At 69.8% G+C, this 23,284-nt stretch carries 19 protein-coding genes; 17 read left to right on the top strand and 2 right to left on the bottom strand.

Annotated features, from left to right (window positions below):
- Positions 1 to 17: 17 nt before the first annotated feature.
- From M6444_RS10800 to M6444_RS10765, 8 genes are read left to right on the top strand one after another with little or no spacing between them, the layout of a single operon-like run.
- Complete coding sequence (locus M6444_RS10800; protein ID WP_298326765.1) at positions 18 to 1,577, top strand: UDP-N-acetylmuramoyl-L-alanyl-D-glutamate--2,6-diaminopimelate ligase; 1,560 nt, start codon at positions 18 to 20, stop codon at positions 1,575 to 1,577.
- Positions 1,574 to 2,965 carry a UDP-N-acetylmuramoyl-tripeptide--D-alanyl-D-alanine ligase gene (murF, locus tag M6444_RS10795; RefSeq protein ID WP_298326762.1) on the top strand — a complete coding sequence of 464 codons (1,392 nt, stop codon included), beginning with the start codon at positions 1,574 to 1,576 and terminating at the stop codon, positions 2,963 to 2,965. The genes M6444_RS10800 and murF overlap by 4 nt, the downstream gene beginning before the upstream one ends.
- Positions 2,962 to 4,023: a phospho-N-acetylmuramoyl-pentapeptide-transferase gene (mraY, locus tag M6444_RS10790; RefSeq protein WP_298326759.1), complete on the top strand. Its 1,062-nt coding sequence runs from the start codon at positions 2,962 to 2,964 to the stop codon at positions 4,021 to 4,023. The genes murF and mraY overlap by 4 nt, the downstream gene beginning before the upstream one ends.
- 8 nt (positions 4,024 to 4,031) lie before the next feature.
- On the top strand, positions 4,032 to 5,483 hold the full coding sequence (gene murD / locus M6444_RS10785) for a UDP-N-acetylmuramoyl-L-alanine--D-glutamate ligase (protein ID WP_363326321.1): 1,452 nt from the start codon (positions 4,032 to 4,034) through the stop codon (positions 5,481 to 5,483).
- A 26-nt stretch (positions 5,484 to 5,509) separates the two neighbouring features.
- Positions 5,510 to 6,790, top strand: coding sequence for a putative lipid II flippase FtsW (gene ftsW, locus M6444_RS10780; RefSeq protein WP_298326754.1), 1,281 nt, complete (start codon positions 5,510 to 5,512; stop codon positions 6,788 to 6,790).
- Positions 6,787 to 7,872, top strand: coding sequence for an undecaprenyldiphospho-muramoylpentapeptide beta-N-acetylglucosaminyltransferase (murG, locus tag M6444_RS10775; protein ID WP_298326751.1), 1,086 nt, complete (start codon positions 6,787 to 6,789; stop codon positions 7,870 to 7,872). The genes ftsW and murG overlap by 4 nt, the downstream gene beginning before the upstream one ends.
- Before the next feature lie 4 nt (positions 7,873 to 7,876).
- Positions 7,877 to 9,322: a UDP-N-acetylmuramate--L-alanine ligase gene (gene murC, locus M6444_RS10770; RefSeq protein WP_298326749.1), complete on the top strand. Its 1,446-nt coding sequence runs from the start codon at positions 7,877 to 7,879 to the stop codon at positions 9,320 to 9,322.
- Entirely contained in the window at positions 9,319 to 10,059 is a 741-nt protein-coding gene (locus M6444_RS10765; protein WP_298326746.1) for an FtsQ-type POTRA domain-containing protein, read from the top strand. Before murC ends, M6444_RS10765 begins: the two co-directional genes overlap by 4 nt.
- Before the next feature lie 446 nt (positions 10,060 to 10,505).
- Here the strand turns inward: M6444_RS10765 and M6444_RS10760 are convergent, their stop codons facing one another.
- A complete protein-coding gene (locus M6444_RS10760; RefSeq protein ID WP_298326744.1) occupies positions 10,506 to 11,453 on the bottom strand; it encodes a DUF559 domain-containing protein in 948 nt (315 codons plus the stop codon).
- A 590-nt stretch (positions 11,454 to 12,043) separates the two neighbouring features.
- Here M6444_RS10760 and ftsZ point away from each other — a divergent pair.
- The 5 genes from ftsZ to M6444_RS10735 all read left to right on the top strand — a co-directional run bounded on the left by ftsZ (position 12,044) and on the right by M6444_RS10735 (position 15,892).
- Positions 12,044 to 13,246: a cell division protein FtsZ gene (ftsZ, locus tag M6444_RS10755; protein WP_298326741.1), complete on the top strand. Its 1,203-nt coding sequence runs from the start codon at positions 12,044 to 12,046 to the stop codon at positions 13,244 to 13,246.
- 8 nt (positions 13,247 to 13,254) lie between these two features.
- Positions 13,255 to 13,977 carry a peptidoglycan editing factor PgeF gene (gene pgeF, locus M6444_RS10750; protein ID WP_298326738.1) on the top strand — a complete coding sequence of 241 codons (723 nt, stop codon included), beginning with the start codon at positions 13,255 to 13,257 and terminating at the stop codon, positions 13,975 to 13,977.
- 123 nt (positions 13,978 to 14,100) lie between these two features.
- On the top strand, positions 14,101 to 14,625 hold the full coding sequence (sepF, locus tag M6444_RS10745) for a cell division protein SepF (protein ID WP_363326320.1): 525 nt from the start codon (positions 14,101 to 14,103) through the stop codon (positions 14,623 to 14,625).
- Positions 14,626 to 14,730: 105 nt separating this feature from the next.
- The gene (locus M6444_RS10740) at positions 14,731 to 15,009 is read left to right on the top strand and encodes a YggT family protein (protein WP_298326732.1); all 279 of its coding nucleotides are present in this window, start codon (positions 14,731 to 14,733) and stop codon (positions 15,007 to 15,009) included.
- A 46-nt stretch (positions 15,010 to 15,055) separates the two neighbouring features.
- Positions 15,056 to 15,892 carry a DivIVA domain-containing protein gene (locus M6444_RS10735; protein ID WP_298326726.1) on the top strand — a complete coding sequence of 279 codons (837 nt, stop codon included), beginning with the start codon at positions 15,056 to 15,058 and terminating at the stop codon, positions 15,890 to 15,892.
- Positions 15,893 to 16,057: 165 nt separating this feature from the next.
- On the opposite strand, the gene ileS is transcribed toward M6444_RS10735, so the two are convergent.
- Positions 16,058 to 19,267 carry an isoleucine--tRNA ligase gene (gene ileS / locus M6444_RS10730; protein WP_298326724.1) on the bottom strand — a complete coding sequence of 1,070 codons (3,210 nt, stop codon included), beginning with the start codon at positions 19,265 to 19,267 and terminating at the stop codon, positions 16,058 to 16,060.
- A gap of 369 nt (positions 19,268 to 19,636) precedes the next feature.
- Here ileS and M6444_RS10725 point away from each other — a divergent pair, with 369 nt between their 5' ends.
- The 4 genes from M6444_RS10725 to M6444_RS10710 all read left to right on the top strand — a co-directional run bounded on the left by M6444_RS10725 (position 19,637) and on the right by M6444_RS10710 (position 22,727).
- A complete protein-coding gene (locus tag M6444_RS10725; RefSeq protein WP_298326721.1) occupies positions 19,637 to 19,900 on the top strand; it encodes a DUF167 domain-containing protein in 264 nt (87 codons plus the stop codon).
- Positions 19,901 to 19,995: 95 nt separating this feature from the next.
- Positions 19,996 to 20,475, top strand: coding sequence for a TraR/DksA C4-type zinc finger protein (locus M6444_RS10720; RefSeq protein WP_298326720.1), 480 nt, complete (start codon positions 19,996 to 19,998; stop codon positions 20,473 to 20,475).
- A 49-nt stretch (positions 20,476 to 20,524) separates the two neighbouring features.
- Positions 20,525 to 21,448 (top strand): RluA family pseudouridine synthase, encoded by a 924-nt coding sequence (locus M6444_RS10715; RefSeq protein ID WP_298326718.1) that lies wholly within the window; start codon positions 20,525 to 20,527, stop codon positions 21,446 to 21,448.
- Between the two features lie 334 nt (positions 21,449 to 21,782).
- Positions 21,783 to 22,727, top strand: coding sequence for a chorismate mutase (locus tag M6444_RS10710; protein ID WP_298326716.1), 945 nt, complete (start codon positions 21,783 to 21,785; stop codon positions 22,725 to 22,727).
- Positions 22,728 to 23,284 lie beyond the last annotated feature (557 nt).

Below are 23,284 nucleotides of genomic sequence, written 5' to 3'. Positions count from 1 at the left end.
GAGTAGATTGCTCTGTCGTGCCCGACCGCCCAGGACTGCGTCCCCGTCACGTGCCGCCGCGCCCGCTGGCCGAACTGCTGGCCGAGGCCCGCGTCGTCGCGACGGGCAGCGACGACAGCGTGCCGCCGGGCGCGGAACTGCCGCTGGTGACGGGCATCACGCATGACTCGCGCCAGGTCCGCCCCGGCGACGTCTACATGGCGTTGCCGGGAGCCAAGACGCACGGCGCGCGATTCATCACCGCCGCGATCGAGCTCGGCGCCGTCGCGGTGATCACCGATCCGGTCGGCGTCGAGCACGCCGACGCCGCGGCGGTGCCGACGGTCGTGGTCGACGACCCACGGGCCCGGATGGGCGAGCTGGCAGCGGCGGTGTACGGGTACCCGGCCCGCGAACTGCTGATGCTCGGTGTCACCGGGACCAACGGCAAGACCACCACGGTGTACATGCTCGACGCGGGCCTGCGCTCCGCCGGCCGGCGGACGGGGCTCATCGGCACCGTGGGCACCCGCATCGGCGACGATCAGCTCGACAGCGTGCGCACGACGCCGGAAGCCACCGACGTGCATGCGCTGCTGGCCGTGATGCGCGAGCAGGGCGTCACCGCTTGCGCCATGGAGGTCTCCAGCCACGCCATGGCCTTCGGCCGGGTCGACGGCATCGTGTTCGACGTGGTCGGGTTCACCAACTTGAGCCAGGACCATCTGGACTTCCATGCCGACCTCGAGGACTACTTCGCGGCGAAAGCAGCGCTGTTCACCGCCGACCGAGCGCGGCGAGCCGTCGTCATGGCCGACGACGAACACGGCCGGCGGCTGGCCCAACAGACATCGATCCCGACCGTCGTCGTTCGGTCCGGACCAACGGGAGCGCTGCCCCCGGACGACTGGCACGTCGAGCGAGACGGCGACACGGCGGTCCTGATCGGTTCCGACGGCAGCAAGCTCGAACTCCAGGTGCCCCTTCCCGGTGAGTTCAACATCGCCAACGCCGCGCTGGCGGTGGCGATGCTGGTCGCGGCCGACGTGCCGGCGCCGACCGCCGTGGCCGGGGTCGGCACGTGCTCGGGCGTTCCGGGCCGGATGGAACGAGTGCGCACTGACGACCCCCGTGCGCCGGTGGGGCTGGTCGATTTCGCGCACACGCCGGACGCGATCGAGAACGTCCTGCGTGCTCTGAGCTCGCGGGGGAAGCTGATCGTCGTGCTCGGCGCCGGCGGCGATCGCGACCGGGGCAAGCGGCCGCTGATGGGCGAGGCCGCAGCGCGGGCCGCGGACGTCGTCATCGTCACCGACGACAACCCCAGGTCCGAGGACGCCGCGACCATCCGCGCCGAGGTGCTGGCCGGCGCCCGGGCCGCGGCGGCGCCGGGACGGACTCGAATCGTCGAGGTCGGGGGTCGTCGCGACGCGATACGCGCGGCGGTAGGCATGACCGAGGGGAGCGACGACATCGTCGTCGTCCTCGGCAAAGGGCACGAGCAAGGGCAGGAGATCGCAGGCGTGGTGCACCCCTTCGATGATCGTGCTGTACTCCGTGACGAACTGCGGCAGTGGAGTGAGGAGAACTCCCGTTGATCCCCCTGACCCTGGCCGAGATCGCAGCGGCCACCGGCGGAAGCCTGGACTCCGTCCCCGATCCCGAGGTCCGCGTGAGCGGCCCGGTCGTCGTCGACTCCCGCGAGGTCGCGCCCGGTGGGCTGTTCGTCGCGCGAGCCGGCGAGCAGCGTGACGGGCACGACTACGCGGCGACGGCCGTGGCCGCCGGGGCGGTGGCCGTGCTGGCCGCGCGGCCGGTGGGGGTGCCGGCCATCGTCGTCGACGACACCGAGCACGCCTTCGGCCGGCTCGCCCGTACCGTCGTCGACCGGCTGCCCGAGTTGGTCGTCGTCGGCGTGACCGGATCGTCCGGCAAGACCACGACCAAGGATCTGCTCGCCCAGGTGCTCGAACCCCTCGGTCCGCTGATCGCGCCGCCGGGTTCGTACAACACCGAGGTGGGTGTCCCGCTGACCGTGCTGCGCGCCGATGAGTCGACCCGGACGCTGGTGGTGGAGATGGGCGCGCGAGGGCTCGGGCACGTCGAGTACCTGTGCGGGATCGCGGCGCCGTCGATCGGCGTCGTGCTCAACGTCGGCAGCGCGCACCTGGGTGAGTTCGGCGATCGCGACACCATCGCCCGGGCCAAGGCGGAGCTGGTCGAGGCGCTGCCCGACGACGGCACCGCCGTCCTCAACGCCGACGACCAGGTCGTGCGGCGGATGGCCGAGTCCACCGAGGCGAAAGTGGTGATGGTGGGGGAGTCGGTGCACGCCGACATCCGCGCCGAGGACGTCACGATCGGCGCCGACGGCCGCGCGTCGTTCACCATGGTGGCCCCGGACGGCACCGCGCGTGTCGCGCTTCGCCTCGCCGGTGCGCATCAGGTCGCGAACGCGTTGGCCGTGGCCGGGGTGGCCCACAGCCTGGGCCTTCCCGTCGCCGACATCGCTACGCGTCTCACCGCAGCCGAAGCGCGTTCACGATGGCGCATGGAGATCACCGAACGCGCCGACGGCGTCACCGTCGTCAACGATGCGTACAACGCCAACCCCGAGTCGATGCGCGCCGCACTGAAGACGCTGGCGGTGATGGGCGGCGATCGGCGGACCTGGGCGGTGCTGGGGGAGATGCTCGAACTGGGCGAGTCGTCGGCCGCCGAACACGAGGCCATCGGGCGCCAGGCCGCGCAGTTGGGCATCGCCCGCGTGGTGGCCGTCGGCGCGGGGGCAGCGGGCATCCATCAGGCAGCCCGGCGCGAACCTTCCTGGGCGGGGGAATCGGGTGCAGTGCCGGACACCGACGCGGCGTTCGAGCTGCTCCGCCGCGAGCTTCGAGCCGGCGACGTGGTGCTGCTGAAATCGTCGCGCGACGCCGGGCTGCGTCACCTGGGTGACCGCCTGGCCGAGGCCGGAGGAGCGTCGTGATCTCCATTCTGACCGCAGGCGTCGTCAGCCTGGTCGTCTCCATCCTCGGCACCCCGCTGGCGATCCGGCTGCTGGTCCGGCGCGGGTACGGCCAGCTGATCCGCGACGACGGTCCGACCAGCCACCACACCAAGCGCGGAACACCCACGATGGGCGGAGCGGTGATCATCATCGCCGCAGTGCTCGGGTACTTCGTGGCGCACCTGGCCCGGCTGTCCCAGCCCAGCGTGTCGGGGCTGCTGGTGCTCTTCCTGGTCGTCGGGCTCGGGATCGTCGGGTTCCTGGACGACTACATCAAGATCTCCAAACAGCGCAGCCTGGGCCTGCGCAGCCGGGCGAAGATGGGTGGCCAGGTCGCCGTCGCGGTCGTCTTCGCGTTGCTGGCGATCCGCTTCCCCGACGAGCAGGGGTACACGCCGGCCTCGCAGGCGCTGTCCGTGCTGCGCGACACGCCCTGGGTGCTGCCGACGGCGGTGTTCGTGCTGTGGGCGCTGTTCCTGATCTCCGGGTTCTCCAACGCGGTGAACCTCACCGACGGCCTGGACGGGCTGGCCACCGGCGCGGCGGTGATGGTCTTCGGCGCGTACACGATCATCGGGGTCTGGCAGTTGAACCAGAGCTGTGCGGTGGCCCCGGGACCGAGCTGTTACGAGATCCGCGACCCGCTCGACCTCGCGGTGGTGTCGGCGGCGCTGGTGGGCGCCTGCTTCGGATTCTTGTGGTGGAACGCTGCGCCCGCGAAGATCTTCATGGGTGACACCGGTTCGCTGGCGTTGGGCGGCGCGCTGGCCGGACTGGCCATCACCACACGCACCGAGCTGCTGCTCATCCTGCTCGGCGGGTTGTTCGTGGTGATCACGCTGTCGGTGATCCTCCAGGTCGGCTGGTTCAAGCTCTCCGGTGGCAAGCGGCTGTTCCGGATGGCGCCGCTGCAGCACCATTTCGAGCTCAAAGGCTGGGCCGAAGTCACCATCGTCATCCGGTTCTGGATCATCGCCGGCATGTTCGTCGTCCTGGGCCTGGGCGTGTTCTACGCCGAATGGGTGGCCGGATCGTGAGTGGCAAGATCACCTGGCTCGACGACGCCGACCGGCACAGCCCCTGGGCGCAGTTGTCCGTCGTGGTCGCCGGGCTCGGCGTGTCCGGCTACGCCGCCGCGGACGCGTTGATGCAGCTGGGCGCCCGGGTGACGGTGGTCGACGAACGCGACGGCGACGCCGAGCGCGAGCGCGGCACCATCCTTGAGGTCCTCGACGTCGACGTCCGGCTCGGCCCCGGATCGACAGCCACGCTGCCACCCGGCACCGATCTCGTCGTCACCTCGCCTGGTTGGCGCCCGAACGCGCCTCTGCTCACTGCCGCGGCCGCGGCAGGGACACCGATCTGGGGCGAGGTGGAACTCGCCTGGCGCCTTCGTGACCCGGCCACGCCGTGGCTGGCGCTGACCGGCACGAACGGCAAGACCACCACGGTGCGGATGCTCGCGCAGATGCTCAACGCCGCTGGCCTGCGGGCTGCGGCTGCCGGAAACGTCGGCGAGCCGATCGTCGCCGCGGTGCGCGATCCGGCCGGGCACGACGTCATCGCCGTCGAGCTGTCGAGCTACCAGCTGCACTGGACGCATTCGATGACGGCGCACTCGGCCGCGGTCCTCAATCTCGCACCCGACCACATCGACTGGCACGGGTCGCTGGAGGCTTACGCCGCGGCCAAGGCCCGCATCTACCGGGGCGTCAGCAACGCGTGCGTCTACAACGTCGCCGACCCCGCGACCGAGCACATGGTCCGTGAGGCCGATGTGGCCGAAGGCGCCCGCGCCATCGGCTTCACCCTCGGCGTACCTGATGTCGGCATGGTCGGCGTGGTCGACGGCGTCCTGGTCGACCGCGCGTTCGTCGCCGAGCGCCAGACGTCGGCGGCCGAGCTCGCCGCCGTCGACGACATCCAGCCGACCGCGCCCCACAACATCGCCAACGCGCTGGCCGCGGCCGCGCTGGCCCGATCGGTGGGCGTGCCACAGAGCGCGGTCCGAGACGGGCTGCGCCGGCACCGTCCGGAACCGCATCGGATCACGACGGTGGCCACCATCGACGGCGTCGATTACGTCGACGATTCGAAGGCGACCAACCCGCACGCCGCGGCGGCGTCGTTGTCCGCCTACACCGGCGTGGTCTGGATCGCCGGCGGCCTGGCCAAAGGCGCCACCTTCGACGAGCTCGTGCGGGCCGTGCGCGGACGGCTGCGCGGCGTGGTCCTGATCGGCGCGGACCAGGACGTGATCGCCGAATCACTGGGACGACACGCGCCCGAGGTCCCGGTGATGGCGATCCCGGCAGCCGACAATCGTCCCGTGGACGACATCATGACGCAGGTGGTCGACGCGGCCGCCGGGCTGGCCGAGCCTGGCGACACCGTCCTGCTCGCCCCGGCGTGTGCGTCCATGGACATGTTCACCGACTACTCCGCCCGGGGAGACAGTTTCACCGCGGCCGTGCGACGACGGCGCCGCGACGCGTAGGTGCGGACATGAGGAGGGTCAGTTCAGTGGCCGATCATGCCGACCGTGCGAGCCGGGCCAGCGGCGATTCGGGCACGGCGACCCACTCGACCTTCGCCGCGGCGAACGAGGCGCTGCGGCGCCTGTTGCGACGCCCCTTGGCCTCGTACTACCTGGTGCTCGGTTCGGCCGGACTGCTTCTGGTGCTGGGCCTGGTCATGGTCTTCTCCGCGTCCAGCGTGATGTCGCGTATGCAGTTCGGCTACTCGTACTACTTCTTCGCCCGCCAGCTCGCCTGGGTCGTCGTGTCGCTGCCGATCGCCTGGCTGGCCTCGCGGATGTCGCCGCGCCTGATCCGCCGGTTCGGGCTGCCGGCGCTCGTGCTGGCCGTGGTGTTGCTGGCGCTGACGTTCGTTCCCGGCCTCGGCGTGACCCGCGGCGGCAACCGCAACTGGCTCGACTTCGGCGGGCCGTTCCTCCTGCAGCCGTCCGAACCGGCCAAGCTCGCCTTGATCATCTGGGGTGCACAGGTGTTCGCCCTCAAGGGCAAGTTGCTCAACCAGTGGAAACACCTGCTGATCCCGTTCGTCCCAGTGTCGGCGGCCATCGTCGCGCTGACCATCGGGCAGCACGACCTCGGCACGGCGCTCGTGCTCATGGCGATCGTGCTGACCCTGCTGTGGGTGGTCGGCGTCCCGACGTGGCTGTTCACCTTCGCTTTAGGCGTCGTCGCGGTGATCGGCACATACTTCGTCACCGCGTCGGAGAACCGGATGGCGCGGGTGGTCGGCTTCCTCGACCCGTTCTCGGACTTCTCCGGCACCGGCTACCAGGCCGCCAACTCCATCTACGCCTTCGCCACCGGCGGCTGGTGGGGGACCGGTCTGGGGGCGAGCCAACAGAAGTGGGGCCAGCTGCCCGAAGCGCACACCGACTTCATCTTCTCCATCCTCGGCGAGGAACTGGGTCTGCCGGGTGCGCTGATGGTGCTCCTGCTGATCTTCACTCTCGGTTACGCTGGCATCCGGATCGCGATGCGAACCCGCGACACGTTCACCAGGCTGGCCGCAGCAGGGATCACCGGCTGGCTGACCGTGCAGGCCGTCATCAACCTCGGCAGCGTGCTCGCGGTGTTCCCGGTCATCGGCGTACCGTTGCCGCTCGTGTCGTACGGCGGTGCGTCCATGGTCGTGGTCGTGGTCGCGGTAGGCATCCTCATGGCCCTGGCCAAGGAGGAACCGGGCGCTCGGGATGCGCTGGCCGCGCGCAAGCAGGCGCGGCGCGAACGGCGTCAGCAACGCAAACTGCGAGGGAGGACCGCTGGGTGAGGGTGGTACTGGCCGGCGGGGGCACCGCCGGGCACATCGAACCCGCGTTGTCGACGGCGGATGCCATCAGGCGCGCTGAGCCGGACGCACACATCACCATGCTGGGTACCGAACGAGGTCTCGAGACCAGGCTCGTTCCCGAGCGAGGCTACGAACTCGCGCTGATCCCGCCGGTGCCGCTGCCGCGCCGGCCCACCCCGGAGCTGCTCAGGCTGCCGTTGCGGGTGCGCGCTGCGGTCAGCGAGACGGCGAACGTGCTGCGCTCGCGCGGCGCCGACGTCGTGGTCGGCTTCGGCGGTTACGTCGCGCTGCCGGCCTATCTCGCCGCCCGTCGTCTCGGTGTGCCGATCGTGGTGCACGAGGCCAACGCCAAGGCAGGGCTGGCCAACCGGATCGGGGCTCGATTCACCGAGCATGTCGCCGTCGCCTCGGCCCACGCCGCGTTGCCGCATGCCCAGCAGGTCGGCATCCCGCTACGGCGCTCGGTGACCAGCCTCGACCGTGCGGCCATGCGGGCCGAGGGGCGTTCGTTCTTCGGGTTGGACGCCGACCGGCTCACCGTGCTCGCCTTCGGCGGCAGCCAGGGAGCCCGCCGGATCAACGAGGCCGTCGACGGCGCGCTCGACGACCTGCTCGCCACGGACGCCCAGGTGTTGCATGCCGTGGGTGCGGCGAACGCCGGGGTGTTCCGCGGCCGCGAGCGCTACGTCCCGGTGCCTTACATCGACCGGATGGACCTGGCCTATGCCGCGGCCGACATCGCCGTGTGCCGCGCCGGCGCCATCACCTGCGCCGAACTGGCCGCCGTCGGCCTGCCGGCCGTCTATGTCCCGCTCCCGCACGGCAACGGTGAGCAGCGGTTCAATGCCGAGCCCACCGTCCGGGCCGGCGGCGGGCTGCTCGTTCCCGACGGCGAACTGACGCCTGAGTGGCTGCGTTCGGAGCTGGTCCCCCTGCTCGGTGACGCCGCCCGGATACGGGCCATGGGGGAGGCAGCGGCTAATCTCGGTCGTCGCGACGCCGACGATCGCCTCGTAGCGATGATCCGGCGCGCCATGAGCCCGAGCAGCGTCGGAGGTTGAACCAGTGATCGTCTCGCCACCGGAGCGAGTCGTCCCGGCCGAGAAACTCGGCCGGGTCCACTTCGTCGGCGTGGGGGGAGCGGGCATGAGCGGCATCGCCCGGATCCTCCTGGCCCGTGGCATCCCGGTCTCGGGCAGCGACGCCAAAGAGTCCGGCGTCCTGGCGGCGCTGCGGGCGCTCGGTGCCGACGTGTACGTCGGGCACGACGCGTCGAACGTGGGCACCGCCGAGACGGTCGTGGTGTCCACGGCGATCCGGGAGAACAATCCCGAGGTCCAGTTCGCGCGACGCAACGGGATCCGGATGTTGCCCCGGGCTGCTGCGCTGGCCTCGGTCATGGTCGATCGCCGCGCCATCGCTGTGGCCGGTACCCACGGCAAGACCACCACGACGTCGATGCTCACCGTCGCCCTGCAGCACTGCGGCGCCGACCCGTCGTTCGCGATCGGCGGCAACCTGAACGAAAGCGGTGCCAACGCACACAACGGCAGCGGCGAGTTCTTCGTGGCCGAGGCTGACGAGAGCGACGCGTCCTTTCTCGCCTACGACCCTGAGGTGGCCGTGATCACCAACGTCGAGGCGGACCACCTCGACTTCTACGGCACCGCCGAGGACTATGTCGCCGCCTTCGACTCGTTTGTCGACCGGGTGTGCGGCTTCCTCGTGGTGTGCGCCGATGATCCCGGTGCGCGTGACCTCGGCGAGCGTGCGGCGCAGCGGGGGGTCACGGTGCACACGTACGGTGAGTCTGCCGACGCCGATGTCCGGCTGACCGGCCTGGAGCTGTCGTCGACCGACCAGGACGGCGGCGGCACGGGCGTGTCGTTCGAGCTGGTCGCCCGCGGGCGCCGCCAGGAGCGGGTCCGGCTGCTGCTGCCGGGCCGGCACAACGCCCTGAATGCGGCCGCGGCGTTCACCGCCGGGCTCGGCTTGGGTTTTCCCGCCCGCGACCTGCTGAACGGGTTGGCCGGATACACCGGGACGCGGCGGCGGTTCGAGCTCAAGGGCATCGCGCACGGTATCCGGGTGTACGACGAGTACTCGCACCACCCGACCGAGGTGGCCGCCGCGATCTCCGCAGCCAAGGGCATCGTCGGCTCCGGCCGGGTGGTCGTCGTCTTCCAGCCGCATCTGTTCAGCCGGACCAGGATCTTCGCCGAACAGTTCGGTGCCGCGTTGGGAGCAGCCGACGAAGTCATCGTCATGGATGTCTACGCTGCTCGCGAGGACCCTGAACCCGGCGTCACCGGAGCGCTCGTGGCCGCGGCGGTGCCGTTGCCGCCCTCGCAGGTGGTGTTCGAGCCGTCGTGGTCCGCCGTGCCCGAGCTGGCGGCGTCGCGGGCCGAGCCAGGTGACGTCCTGCTCACCGTCGGTGCCGGCGATGTGACCCTGATCGGGCCGGAGGTGCTCGAGATCCTCGAACGATCCCCGAGCGGGGCGGTTCCGTGAGTGTTGCGTCGCGGTCGACGGGTTCGCAGGCCTTCGCTGCCCGAGCTCGCCGGCGGCGGCTGCGGCGCCTGCTGGGCATGCTGCTCGCCGTGATCGTGGCGCTCGGTGTCGGGACACTGGTGTGGCTGGTGGGCTGGTCGAGTGTGCTGGCCGTGAAGGACGCCGAGGTGCAGGGTGTGCGCGGCGCCTTGGCCGATGACGTGCTCGAGGCCGCTCGCGCACCTATCGGCACCCCGCTGGCTCGCGTCGACACCGGCGCCGTCGCGTCCCGAGTGCAGGAGCTGCCCGACATCGAGGACGTCGACGTCCACCGCTCCTGGCCGAACACCTTGACCATCGACGTCACCCCCCGCGTGGCCGAGGCCGCCATGCAGGCCGACGGAGCCTGGTTCGGCGTCGACAGATCGGGCATGATGTTCGCCCGGTCCGAGGCCAAGCCGGAGAATTTGCCGGTCCTGGAGGCATCGTCGGACGACGCCGACCAGCAGGTGCGGGCCGCGGGGGTCGCCGTACTGACCGGCCTGCCGACTGACGTGCTCGAGCAGGTGGAGTCGGTGCACGCGCATTCCGAGGCCGACATCCGGCTGGCGCTGGGCGATGACGTCATGGTGGAGCTGGGGACGGCCGACGACCTGGACCGCAAGGCAGAGGTCCTGCTCGCGTTGATGCAGGCGCAGGACGAGACCCCGTCGGTCTATGACGTCTCAGCGCCGAACCATCCTGCCGTGACCCAGTGATGTGTGACCCCGGGCCCCCGTTGTGACCGGGGCCTGCTTCGGCTGGGTCGTGCGGTGGGTGTGCCTCGGGCGTGTGGTGCGATGACGCGCCTCGGGGTGCGTTGCGCCAGGATCCGCGCCCTGGGTGGGGCAGCCTCGGGGTGCGTGGGCCGGGAGGCGCCCTGGGTGGGGCGGCCTCGGGGTGCGTTGGGCCGGGAGGCGCCCGGGGTGCGTTGAGCCGGGACGCGTGCTCTGGGTGGTTCGTGCGGTGAAGTGCGTGTCCACGCCGGTCGTGAAGATCCTCGTGTGAGAATGCGCGCAATATGCCGGCAATCTCCGCCACGACGATCTTCACGACCCGTCTGTGCAGCAGTAGTCCTCACGACGATCTTCACGACCGGCGTTGAGCGGCGGTACGCACCACGACGCCTCCACACCCGTGTCGCTCGCGGGAACCCCGCCGTGCGTCACGACGCCAGCCGGAGCCCCGACGATCTCTCGCGGTAGACCTCCACGAGGTGACGCTGCATCGAGCGCGGGCGTTGCCGCACGTCGTTGGTGGTGAAGCGTTCGACTTGCCAACCGCGGCGGCGAAGCGCGCGGTCACGTTCGCGATCGTAGTGCCGTGCCTGCGCCGACGAGTGGTATCGCACTCCGTCGATCTCGACGCCCAGTTTGATGCCTTCATCGGCGAAGTCCAGGCGGGCGAGCAGGATCCCGTTGTCTCGTATCTCGACCTGACGCTCGAACACCAGGCCGGCTGCGCGGAAAAGCGCGTCGGCCTCGTACTCCACGCCGGACTCGAAGGTCGGATCGAACTCCGAGATCGCCTGATGAACGAGCGCGATGCCGCAACGACCGCCGAAGTCGTCGGCGGCGGCGAGGATGCCGTCGACGGTGACCACCTCGCGGCTGACCACGTCGTAGAGCACCTGCTGATAGACCGGCGGATCGAGGAGGGCGGCGAGGTCGACCACGCTTCGTTCGGCCGACATCACCGGATGCCCATGTGCGGTAGCGGTGAACCCGTCGATCCGGCGGGAGCGGACGATTTTCAACCCTGGTCTGGCCAGACGCTGTACCGCGACCGGCACGGTGATCCAGATCCACCGGTGCCACAGATGCGGCTCGATCCCGTGCAGTCGCGCCGAGGTCGCATGGCTGAACCAGGCTTGCGCCCCGGCGTAGAGCAAGCCCGCAACCGCGGTTGCCGCGGGACTGTCGGGCGCACCCCGGAGCCTGAATACACCAGGATGCAGGGTCTCCCACCGGCCGTTGCCGAGGCGGGTGTCCATCTGATGCCGAGACAAACCGGCCTGACGTGCCTGCTGCCGGGAGAAGACGCCGAACTGGTGCTGAGCCATTTCGGCGATGGCGCGGTCGGGGGTATCAGCGGGGCGAATGTGAGGTGTCATACATGAATCGGGCCAGATCTCGGTCCCGCGGGCCAGGCCGATTCCGCAAAATGTGGAAACCGACGACCCGCTCGGTGCCCTGTGGACACGTCGGGCGGCATCGGCAGGGGACACAGTCGCCGGCCCAAGATGCGGCGGATCCGCTCGGGGGATCGGGGTCGTGAAGATCGTCGTGGTCCCAGATGCGCCCTATAGCGGCGTTTGTCATCACGACGATCTTCACGACCGGCCTCGAGCGGCAGTTTTGGCCACGACGATCTTCACGACCCGGTGCCGGCCGGGGCGCGGCCACGACGATCTTCACGACCGGCCGCGAGCACCCAGGCCCGGCAGCACCGCCTCACGACCGGCTTGGAGCGGCCCTCGCCGACGCGGCACCTTCACCCCTCGCCGACGCGGCACTACCATCCCGAACCCCTCACGGGGCCTCACCGCCGACCAAACGTGCCGCAACTTTCGTCTTGAGGGGCGCGGCGTGTCTGCGTCTCGGACGCGGTTGTGGAGCTTAGCGTTTTCTTATCCTCAGGTTGACATAACTATAAACCTCAACTTGAGGGTGAGAGTTGAACTCGAACGAGAGGCGATGTGACGTGACTGCCCCGCAGAACTACCTCGCGGTGATCAAGGTCGTCGGCATCGGCGGCGGCGGCGTCAACGCCGTCAACCGAATGATCGAAGTCGGGCTCAAGGGCGTCGAGTTCATCGCGATCAACACCGACGCTCAGGCGTTGCTGATGAGCGATGCCGACGTCAAGCTCGACGTCGGCCGCGACGCCACGCGCGGGCTGGGGGCCGGCGCGAACCCTGAGGTGGGCCGCACCGCAGCCGAAGACCACGCGGAGGAGATCGAAGAAGTCCTCAAGGGCGCTGACATGGTCTTCGTCACCGCGGGCGAAGGTGGCGGCACCGGCACCGGCGGCGCGCCGGTGGTGGCTCGCATCGCCCGCTCGCTCGGTGCGCTGACCATCGGTGTCGTCACGCGCCCGTTCATGTTCGAGGGCCGGCGCCGGGCGATGCAGGCCGAAGCGGGCATCGAAGCGCTGCGCGAAGAGGTCGACACCCTCATCGTCATACCGAACGACCGGCTGCTGTCCATCAGCGACCGCCAGGTCAGCGTCCTGGACGCGTTCAAGAGCGCCGACCAGGTCTTGCTCTCGGGTGTGCAAGGCATCACCGACCTCATCACCACCCCTGGGCTGATCAACCTCGACTTCGCCGACGTCAAGTCCGTCATGAGCAATGCGGGGTCGGCGTTGATGGGTATCGGATCCGCGCGAGGCGAAGATCGTGCCGTCGCCGCAGCTGAGATGGCGATTTCGTCACCGCTGCTCGAGGCGTCGATCGACGGGGCGCACGGCGTGCTGCTCTCGGTGTCCGGAGGCTCCGACCTCGGACTGTTCGAGATCAACGAGTCGGCCAACCTCGTCGCGCAAGCCGCGCACGACGAGGCGAACATCATCTTCGGTGCGGTCATCGACGACGCGCTGGGCGACGAGGTCCGGGTGACGGTGATCGCCGCCGGGTTCGACGGAGGCTTGCCGACCCGCCGCGAGCTGGGCTCGGTCCGCAAGGCCGATGGTCCCGCGGCGGCCGCAGCCATCGGCTCGGTGGGTACGGCTGGCGCAGGCGAGTCGGAGCAGTCCGGGTCGTCAGCGGCCGAGCAGTCCGCCGAGGCCTCGGGTGAGCAGGAAGGCGAGTCCGCGTCCTCGCCCCCCGCTCCGCCCCGCGAGCAGCGGCGTATCGTTCCGACAGCCACGGGCGACGATCTCGACGTCCCCGACTTCCTGAAATAGCGATCGGCGTGCTCAGGCACGAACGGTCGCTGAGCCGAGCGCGGTTCGCGTTCACCGATCGCCTCGGCGGTGTGAGTCGACCGCCGTACGACGAGCTCAACCTCGGTGGGCACGTCGGTGACGATCCGCAGGCGGTGGCCACGAACCGGCGCCTGCTCGCCGAAGCGATCGGGCTGCAGCCCGGTGACGTGTCGTACATGAACCAAGTCCACGGCACGAACGTGGCGATCGTGGACGGCCAGTCCGGCGATGCTGCGGGCGAGGCCGACGCGATGGTGAGTGCGACGCCGGAGCGCGCCTTGGCCGTCCTCGTCGCCGATTGTGTTCCAGTGGTCCTCGCCGACGCCGAAGCCGGTGTCGTCGGGGTGGCGCACGCCGGCCGGGTGGGGTTGGCCGCTGGCATCGTCCCGGCGGTCGTGCGCACGATGCGCGGCCTGGGTGCGCGGAAACTGTCCGCGCGGGTCGGCCCCGCCGTGTGTGGGCGCTGTTACGAGGTGCCGGCGGAGATGCGCGACGAGGTCAGCGCGGTCGTGCCGGAGACGTGGGCGGTCAGCAGAACCGGGACGCCCTCGCTCGACCTGCCGGCCGGGGTGGTGGCCCAGTTGCGCGCCATCGGCGCTGACGTCGACGACGTGGGGACCTGCACCGTCGAGGACGAGCTTTCGTACTCCTACCGCCGCGACGGAGTGACCGGACGGCTCGCCGGACTCGCGTGGCTATGTCCGGTGTGACGGTTGAGACTGCTGCGACACACGGGCGTGTCGCAGCCGCAAAATGCCTGGTTCGGCCATTCGGCGGGGCTAGTGTCTGAAGGCAACAGGGGAGTCCACCACTAGTGCGGAGGATTTGAGAGCATGGCCGGCGCAATGCGCAAGGTTGCAGTCTACCTCGGCCTCGTGGAGGACCGGGACCGTTACGACGAGCAGTACGACGACTACGAGGACGACTACGTCGAGGAGTTCGAGGACGATGCCGACGACGACGTCCACGACCTCGAGCCAGGGCCGCCCGAGCGGCGTGAACGCGAGCACACGGCCACGGTCGCATCGCTCGCCGATCGGCGCCCGATGAGTGCCGTACGGCGCAACACCGCGCCCCGGGAGGCTCGCATCACCACCCTGCACCCACGGACGTACAACGACGCTCGCACGCTGGGCGAGCATTTCCGTGACGGTATCCCGGTGATCATGAACCTCTCGGAGATGGACGACGTCGACGCCAAGCGACTGGTGGACTTCTCCGCCGGTCTCATCTTCGGGCTGCGCGGGAGCATCGATCGCATCACCGCGAAGGTGTTCTTGCTCACGCCCGCGGACGTCCACGTCGACGCCGAAGACAAGGCGCGTATCGCTGGTGGCGCCTTCTTCAACCAGAGTTGACAGCCACGATGGATCCGGATCTGGGGCACGATACGTCGTCGGCGCGCCGATGCCCTTGTCGGCACCACTGTCCCGTGTCAGGTAGGTTCAGGTCTTGTGTCGGTTGTGAGTCAGGTTCTGTCCGCGGTGCTGTGGCTGTTCTTCATCGCATTGCTGATTCGGCTCGTGGCCGACTGGATCCAGGTCTTCGCCCGCGACTGGCAGCCGAAAGGCCTTCTGCTGGTCGTGCTGGAGGCCATGTACACCGTGACCGACCCGCCGTTGCGGGCCATTCGCCGGGTCATACCGCCGTTGCGGATCGGCTCTATCGCCCTTGACCTGGCTTTCATCGTGCTGATCATTCTGGTCCAAATCGCGCTTGCGATTGTCGGATCCCTAGGGTGAAGAGGTACGGTGACATTCTGCCAATGCTCACATCCGAGGTGACGCTATGCCACTGACGCCCGAGGACGTCCAGAACAAGGAGTTCACGACCGTCCGCCTGCGCGAGGGTTACGACATGCAGGAGGTCGACGAGTTCCTGGACGAGGTCGAGGCCGAGCTCGCGCGCATGCAACGTGAGAACGACGAGCTTCGCGACAAGCTCGGCGCCGTGACTCGCGGTGGCGGCGCTGCCGCATCGGCCGAGCCGATCCAGGAGGCACGTCCAGCCGAGGCCCCCAAGGCGCCGCAAGCTCCGCCGTCCGCGGCTCCCGGCACGAGTGCGCCGGCTGCTGCAGCAAGTGGGCAGCCCAGCGACGCTGCCGCCAAGGTTCTCGCCTTGGCGCAGAAGACAGCTGACGAGCTCGTCGCCGATGCCAAGGCCGAAGCAGATCGGCTGATGAGCGAGGCGAAGGCGCGCTCTGAGAAGATCGATGCCGAGACCAAGGCGAAGGCTTCCAAGATCGAGCAGGATGCTCGCCAGCGGGCGGAGTCGGTCGAGCAGGAGGTCCAGAAGCGTCGCTCCCAGGTGTTCGGCAAGCTCGAGTCCGAGCGTGCCGACCTGGAGCGTGAGCTGGAGACGCTGCGGGCGTTCGAACGCGAATACCGCAGCCGCCTGAAGTCCTACCTCGAGCGCGAGCTGCGCAAGCTCGAGTCCGGGGGAGCCGGCGAGTCCGACGAGGAAGCTACCGAGCACGCCCGCCAGGAGATCCGCGCTGCCAGCGGTGGTGGCGGCCAGGCTGGCGCAGCGCAGACCACCGGGGGTCAGGGGAGCGCGAACTCCACCACCCAGACCGGCGGGTCGCTGCGGTCGGTGGCCAGCCTCCTCGACGACGAGCAACGCTGAGGCGTCATCTGCGGTCATTCCGCTGACTGAGCCCGGTGCCGTGACGTGGTCACGGCACCGGGCTCAGTTGTGCTCACCAGATCATGCGCACCACTAGGCGTTGTGCTGCATCACCAGGCGTACACGGGTGGTGTGGCTGGTGATTGCCTAGTGAACATGATCATTTCACGAGCTCGGGGTGGTGCGGCGCAGACGGAAGGTGAGCCCGAGCTCGTCGTCGCTGCGGTCGGGTTCGCCGGCCAACGCGTCGAGCCCCTCGTGCACGGTGGAGGCGAGAACCTCGTCGGCGAGCAGGTCGCCGTGCTCGCGCAACGCCGCGGCCATCGGCTCGGTAGCCTGCCACGCCAACTCGATCCGGTCGCTGACGTCGTAACCGGCGGACTTGCGTGCGTCCTGCACCAGGCGTACCGCCTCTCGCACCAGCCCCGCCCGGACCAGCTCGTCGGTCAGCGTCAGGTCGAGCGCCACGGTCTCACCCTCGCGGGCGACCGCCCAGCCGGCGCGCGGAGTCTCGGTGACGACGACGTCGTCGGGCGTGATCTCGACCGAACCGAGCCCCTCGACCTCGACGTGCGCGCTCCCGTCGGCCTTCAGCGCCGCCGACAGCGCCTCGGCATCGGCCGCTGCGACCGCGGCGGCGACCTTCGGCGTGTCTTTGGCGAATCGCTTGCCCAGCGAGCGGAAGTTGGCCTTCACCGAAACGTCGACGAGTTGCTCGGTCTCCCCGCCGGACTCGGCCACGGAAGCGACGTCGACCACGTTGAGCTCATCGGCCAGCTCGGTGCGCAGGTCGGCGCGTAGCGATTCCCACCCGCGTGCGCTGACCAGGGCGCGCGAGAGCGGCTGGCGAGTCCGCACCTTGGACTGTGCGCGCGCGGCCCGGCCGAGCTCGACCAGCCGTCGGGTCAGCGCCACTTCCTCGGCGAGGTCGTCGTCCACCAGGGAGGCATCGGCGGCCGGCCAGTCAGCCATGTGCACCGAGGCCGGGGCATCTGGGTCGACCGGGACGACGAGATCCTGCCAGACCCGTTCGGTGATGAACGGCACCATCGGTGCCAGCAGCCGGGTGAGCGTCTCCACGCATTCGTGCAGCGTCGCCAGTGCGGCCGGATCGCCCTCCCAGAACCGTCGCCGTGACCGGCGCACGTACCAGTTGGACAGGTCGTTGACGAACGTCGTCAGCCGCGCGCCGGCGTACTGGGTGTCGAAGCGGTCCATGGCGTCGTCGACGTCGCGGACCAGCCGGTGCAGCTCCGAGAGCGCCCACCGGTCCAGAACCGGTCGCTCGGCCGGTGGCGTGACCTCGCCGGAGCGGCCGCCCGGGGTGGGGGACCAGCCGGACGTGCGGCCGTACAGGGCCAGGAACGACGCGGTGTTCCAGTACGTCAGCAACACCTTGCGGACGGCCTCGGACAAGGCCGCGTCACCGACGCGCCGCGGGAGCCACGGGGACCCGCTGGCCAGCATGAACCACCGCACGGCGTCGGCGCCGTGGCTGTCCATGAGCGGGATCGGCTCGAGGATGTTGCCCAGGTGCTTGCTCATCCGGCGGCCGTCCTCGGCCAGGATCAGCCCCAGGCAGACGACGTTCTCGTACGACGAGCGGTCGAAGACGAGCGTGCCGATCGCCATCAGCGTGTAGAACCAGCCCCGGGTCTGGTCGAGGGCCTCGCAGATGTACTGGGCGGGGTAGGCCTTCTGGAACGCCTCGACACTGCCCGGCGCGTGCGGGTAGCCCCACTGGGCGAACGGCATCGCGCCGGAGTCGTACCACACGTCGATGACGTAGGGCTCGCGGCGGAACGTCCCGGCCACCCCGGGCAGGGTGAACGTGACGTCGTCGACGTACGGACGGTGCGGGTCCAGCTCGGACAGGTCCTGCCCGGCCAGCTCCGAGAGCTCGGCCAGCGAACCGACGCAGACCAGATGCGAGGGGTCCTCGTCGTTGCGCCAGATCGGCAGCGGCGTTCCCCAGTAGCGGTTACGCGACAGCGCCCAGTCGACGTTGCCGCGCAGCCATTCGCCGTAGCGGCCCCACTTCACCGACTCCGGGTACCAGGTCGTCTTCTCGTTCTCGCGCAGCAACGCGTCCTTGATCTGGGTGGTGCGGATGTACCAGGACGGCTGCGCGTAGTACATCAAGGGCGTGTGGCAGCGCCAGCAGTGCGGGTAGTCGTGCTCGTAGGGCACATGGCGGAACAGCAGCCCGCGGTCGTCGAGGTCACGGACGAGGTCGGCGTCGGCGTGCTTGAAGAACTGCCCGCCCACCAGGGGGACGTCGGGGGCGAACGTCCCGTCCGGCCGCACCGGGTTCACCACCGGAAGCCCGTAGCGACGGCCGACGCGCAGGTCGTCGGCGCCGAACGCGGGCGCCTGGTGGACCAGGCCGGTGCCGTCGTCGGTGGTGACGTACTCGTCGACGACGACGATGTTCGGCTCGACGTCGTCGGCGTTCAGCTCCACCAGCTCGAAGGGGCGCCGGTAGGTCCAGCGTTCCATGTCCGAGCCGCTGAAGCGCGACGTGACCGTCCAGCCCTCGCCGAGCACGGCCTCGAACAGCGGTTCGGCCACCACGAGCGTCTCGGAGCCGTCGGTGGCCGCCACGTACGTGACGTCCGGGTGCGCGGCGACCGCGGTGTTCGACACCAGGGTCCACGGGGTGGTGGTCCAGGCCAGCAACGACGCCGCATTCGCCAGCGGGCCGGAGGTCAGCGGCATCCGGACGAACACCGACGGGTCGACGACCGTCTCGTAGCCCTGGGCCAACTCGTGCGAGGACAGCCCGGTTCCGCAGCGTGGGCAGTACGGCGCGACCCGGTGGTCCTCGACGAGCAGCCCGGAGTCGAAGACCTGCTTGAGCGACCACCACACGCTCTGCACGTACGAGGCGTCCATGGTGCGATAGGCCTGGGACATGTCGACCCAGTAACCCATCCGCTCGGTCATCTCTTCGAAAGCGTCGACGTGGCGCAGCACGGACTCACGGCACTTGGCGTTGAACTCGGCGACGCCGTAGGCCTCGATGTCGCCCTTGCCGGTGAAGCCCAGTTCCTTCTCGACGGTGATCTCGACCGGCAGGCCGTGGCAGTCCCAGCCGGCGATGCGCGGGACGTGGTAGCCCTTCATCGTGCGGTACCGCGGGAAGACGTCCTTGAAGACTCGCGACTCGATGTGGTGGGCTCCAGGCATCCCGTTCGCCGTGGGCGGGCCCTCGTAGAAGGTCCATTGCGGGCTGCCTTCGCTGTGTTTCAGCGTCTGAGCGAACACGTCGTTCTCGCGCCAGAAGGCGAGGATCTCGTGCTCCATGGCCGGCAGGTCGATCTGGGCCGGCAGTGCGCGGTAGGTGGGCGAGGTGTTCGCCGCGGTGTCGTCCATCAGTCCGTGCGGTCCTCCGTCGTGGTGTTCCGGCTCGGGGGTGCCCGGCCGGACCGGTCGTACGACGGAGGGACGAGGTGAACCCCGCGGTACCACCCTCCTTGGCCACGCCGAACATCAGCACGTGGCCCGCTTCGTTACCTGCGGCCGGGTCTAGTCAGCGCCGTCATGCCGACAGCGCCTTTCTTCCGGCGGCTCCGGGGTGATCTTCGCCTGTGCTCGTGTCGCCGGGCTCGCACCGTCCCCGGCTCGCTGTGGACCGTCGACACGGCTACTTGTCCCATCGACGCCTGCTCGCCGTCCCAGTGTACGCACGGGGCGCGGACCCGGTCGCGGCATTTGCGCGACGGCATGTGGCACGCTGGAGCGATGCGCGTCACCATCAGGGTCAAGCCCGGATCCGCGCGGGTCCGGGTCGGTGGCCGGTACGGCGATGCTCTGGTGGTGGCCGTCACCGCCCGGGCCGTCGAGGGGCGCGCGACCCGAGCGGCGCTCGACGCGCTGGCCGAGGCCATCGGGTGTCGCAAGCGTGAGGTGATCTTGGTCACCGGGTCGAACAGCAGAACGAAGATCGTCGAGGTTCCCGACGTGTACGGCGATCGTGTTGCCGAGCTCATGGGGGGCGAGAATTGATGCAGGCCGCATCAGGATCTATTCTCACCGGACCTGGCTTTGTAGCAGGGACGGGGTAGTTGGGCGGCGGGCTTTGTGGAACTGGGGGATCCATCATGGCGGAACGGCAACGCGGGCGGGCAGCGAAGGCGAAGGTGAGTACGGTGGCCGACGAAGATGCGACCGGGGCCACGGAGGCCGCGGCGTCGGCGCTGGTCGTTCGCGCTGACGAAGACCCGTGGACGGCTGAAGAGCTGAGCGAGGTCCAGCAGGTCCTGGAAGCCGAGGCCACCCGCCTGCGAGCGGAGATCGACGAGGCCGAGGCCGACATCGCCGATCTGCTCCGCGCCGGTGACACCGGAGGCGAAGACCAGGCCGACACGGGGTCGAAGACGTTCGAGCGCGAGCACGAGATGTCGCTGGCGGCGAGTCACCGCGAGATGCTGACCCAGACCGAACGGGCATTGAACCGTATCCGGGCCGGCACGTACGGCGTGTGCGAGAACTGCGGCAATCCCATCGGCAAGGCGCGCCTGCAGGCGTTCCCCCGAGCCACCCTGTGCATGGCCTGCAAACAGCGCCAGGAGCGCCGTTGACGCTCGTCGGCGCTGCGGGCGGGGCCCGAGCGGTCAGAGCCGGTTCGGCGTGACCGAGCGGCGCAGCCTGCCGGTACCGGACGGCCTCGAAGGAGAGCGTCTCGACGCGGCCCTGTCGCGGCTGTTCGGATTCTCGCGCTCGAAGGCGGCGAGTTTGATCGAGGACGGCCACGTCGTCGTCGACGGCGCCGTGTCGGCGAAGTCGGCGCGAGTGCGCGGGGGCGCGTGGCTGGAGGTCGACATCCCCGCGCAGCCGGCCCCGGTCCAGGTCGTGCCCGAGCAGGTGGCCGGGATGCGGGTGATCCACGACGACGCGGACATCGTCGTGGTCGACAAGCCGGTCGGCGTCGCGGCGCACCCCAGCCCGGGGTGGAGCGGCCCGACGGTCGTAGGTGGGCTGGCCGGCTCCGGGTTCACCATCACCACGAGTGGGGCGGCTGAGCGCCAAGGCATCGTGCACCGACTCGACGTCGGGACCAGCGGAGTGATGGTCGTCGCCAAGTCCGAGCGTGCGTACTCGTCACTGAAACGGCAGTTCAAGCAGCGTTCGGTCGACAAGATCTACCACGCCCTGGTCCAAGGGCACCCCGACCCGTCCCGCGGGACCGTCGACGCCCCGATCGACCGCCATCCGGTGCACGACTACAAGTGGGCCGTCGTTGCCGGCGGGCGGCCCAGCGTGACCCATTACGAGACGCTGGAGGCGTTCCCCGCGGCGAGCCTGCTCGAGATCCGCCTCGAGACCGGACGCACGCACCAGATCCGGGTGCACATGAGCGCACTGCGCCATCCGTGTGTGGGCGATGCGACTTATGGCGCCGATCCGGCGCTGTCGGCGCGGCTCGGTCTCGAACGACAGTGGTTGCACGCCGTCAGGCTCGGCTTCGAGCATCCGGGCACGGGGGAGCGGGTGGAGTTCTCGTCTCCGTACCCGGCCGACCTCCAGTCCGCCCTCGACCGACTGGCCGGCTGAGCCGCTGCAGGACGGCGTAGGCCGCTCCCGGCCCGGCGCCGTGACGGCGTCTCGCGATACGAGCGGATTTGTCCGGTTGGTGGACGCCGTGGTCGCTGTGCAGGTAATCTCCGCGACATACCCATGCCATGCCTACGCCCTGAGCCATGCCATACGCATGTCGTCACGTCGTGACCGAGCCGGCCCGGATCGCCGGCCGCGTCGGATAGCGGACGCGGGACATACCCCACCCCGAGTCGGCACCTGAACGCCTCAGGCGAAAGCCTGGAGCATTTCCACGCATCCGTCGGCCGGGCGCAGCCTCGGCGCTGGTGCTCACCGGACAGGAGCTCATGTGACCGCCCCCACGCACCGGACAGCGCGGGCGAGCTCGGCTCGCCGAACGACCGTGGTCAGGTTCGGCGACGTCGCCGTCGGCGGACACTCGGTGCCGGTCATCGCCCCGCCCGGTACGGGTGCTGACGTCGATTGTGTCGTCGCGCCCGCCGGCGTCGCCGCCGTCGGGTCCACTGACGCTGCGGCGATCGTCGACGTCACCGGTGTCGGGGGCGGGCTGCACGTCGTGGACGCGGTCGCGCGGACGGCCGCCGGCATCGTCGTCGGCGACTCCGCCGGCCGGCACGCGGCCCACGCGGCTGCCGCCAGGCGGTCGGGCACGCCGGTCGTGCTGCGGCTCGGCGCTCTCGGTGACGGCGCCGGTGCGGCCGACGGCGATGCCGGTCCGATCGACGCTGTCGTGGTGGACGTGGAGCACGCGTCGGCGATCGAGCGAGCCAGGCACCACTATGGCGTGCCGGTGCTGGCTCGGCTGTGCTCCGGTGCCGATGCCGCGGCGGCCGGTCCAGGCGCAGGCGTCGGCGGGCTCGCCGGTGTCGCAGTGGCCGCCGGGGCCGACGCGTTGTGGTTGTCCGGTTCAGTGAGCGCGGCGGACGTGGCCCAGGCGCGCGAGGCGGCGGCGCGGTTGGGTCCACTCGTGCGCCCGGCGGTCCCGGACACGCTGGGAGCCGGCCGCGAGGTGATCGACGGCATCGACGCCGTCATCGCGACGTTGCTGGAGTACCGCGTGGGAGTGGCAGGGCGGATCCAGCAGCTCAAGCCCGTCGGCGGACACGCCGGGCGGGACCGCGCCCGCGAGGCTGAGATCGTGACCGCGATGGCGCGGCGCGCGCCCTCACTGTCGCGGGCGGCGATCGAGGCGATCGTGGCAGCGGTCATCGAGGCCGGGCTCGAGGCGGCGGAGCGCTCCGGAGACGACGACCCGCCGGTGTGGCGCGGCTGAGCCCGGGTCCCGGAGATCACCCGGTGGTGTGCTTTCGTTCAGCCGGGGCTGCAGCGTGCGTTCCACCTGGGCGGCAGCGTTCGTCGTACTGGGCATCCGTCCAGGTGATCGGAACCTGGCCTCCGCCGTACTCGGTCGTGAAGATCGTCGTGCGCGAAAGTGCCGCTATGGTCGGCCCGAATCGGCACGACGATCTTCACGACCCGGTCGCGCCGGCGTATATGTGCACGACGACCTTCACGACCCGGTCGGGCCGGCATATTTGTGCACGGCGATCTTCACGGCGAAGCAGCGCAACGCGTCCAGGCAAGATCATGAGGCGCCTGCGGCGCTACAGCGCTGCAAACTGCTCATGATCGTCCACCCGCGCATTCTTCACCCAGAGCGGAGGTCGAAGCCGCTCCTCAATAGTCACATTTGCCTCATCAGTCACAGGCTGCGCGGCGGCCGGTGAGTCTGCGAAGCGGTGTCGGCGCGGGCGCATAGGGTTGCTCTCGTCCCCATCGCGAGTCCGCCTTGGGTGGTGGTCGTCGATCATCGAGGAGGCGTCAGTCGTC

The sequence above is a fragment of the Haloactinopolyspora sp. genome (assembly GCF_027324685.1).
GTDB lineage: Bacteria > Actinomycetota > Actinomycetes > Jiangellales > Jiangellaceae > Haloactinopolyspora.
This window is presented reverse-complemented; position numbering and strand designations above follow the sequence as displayed.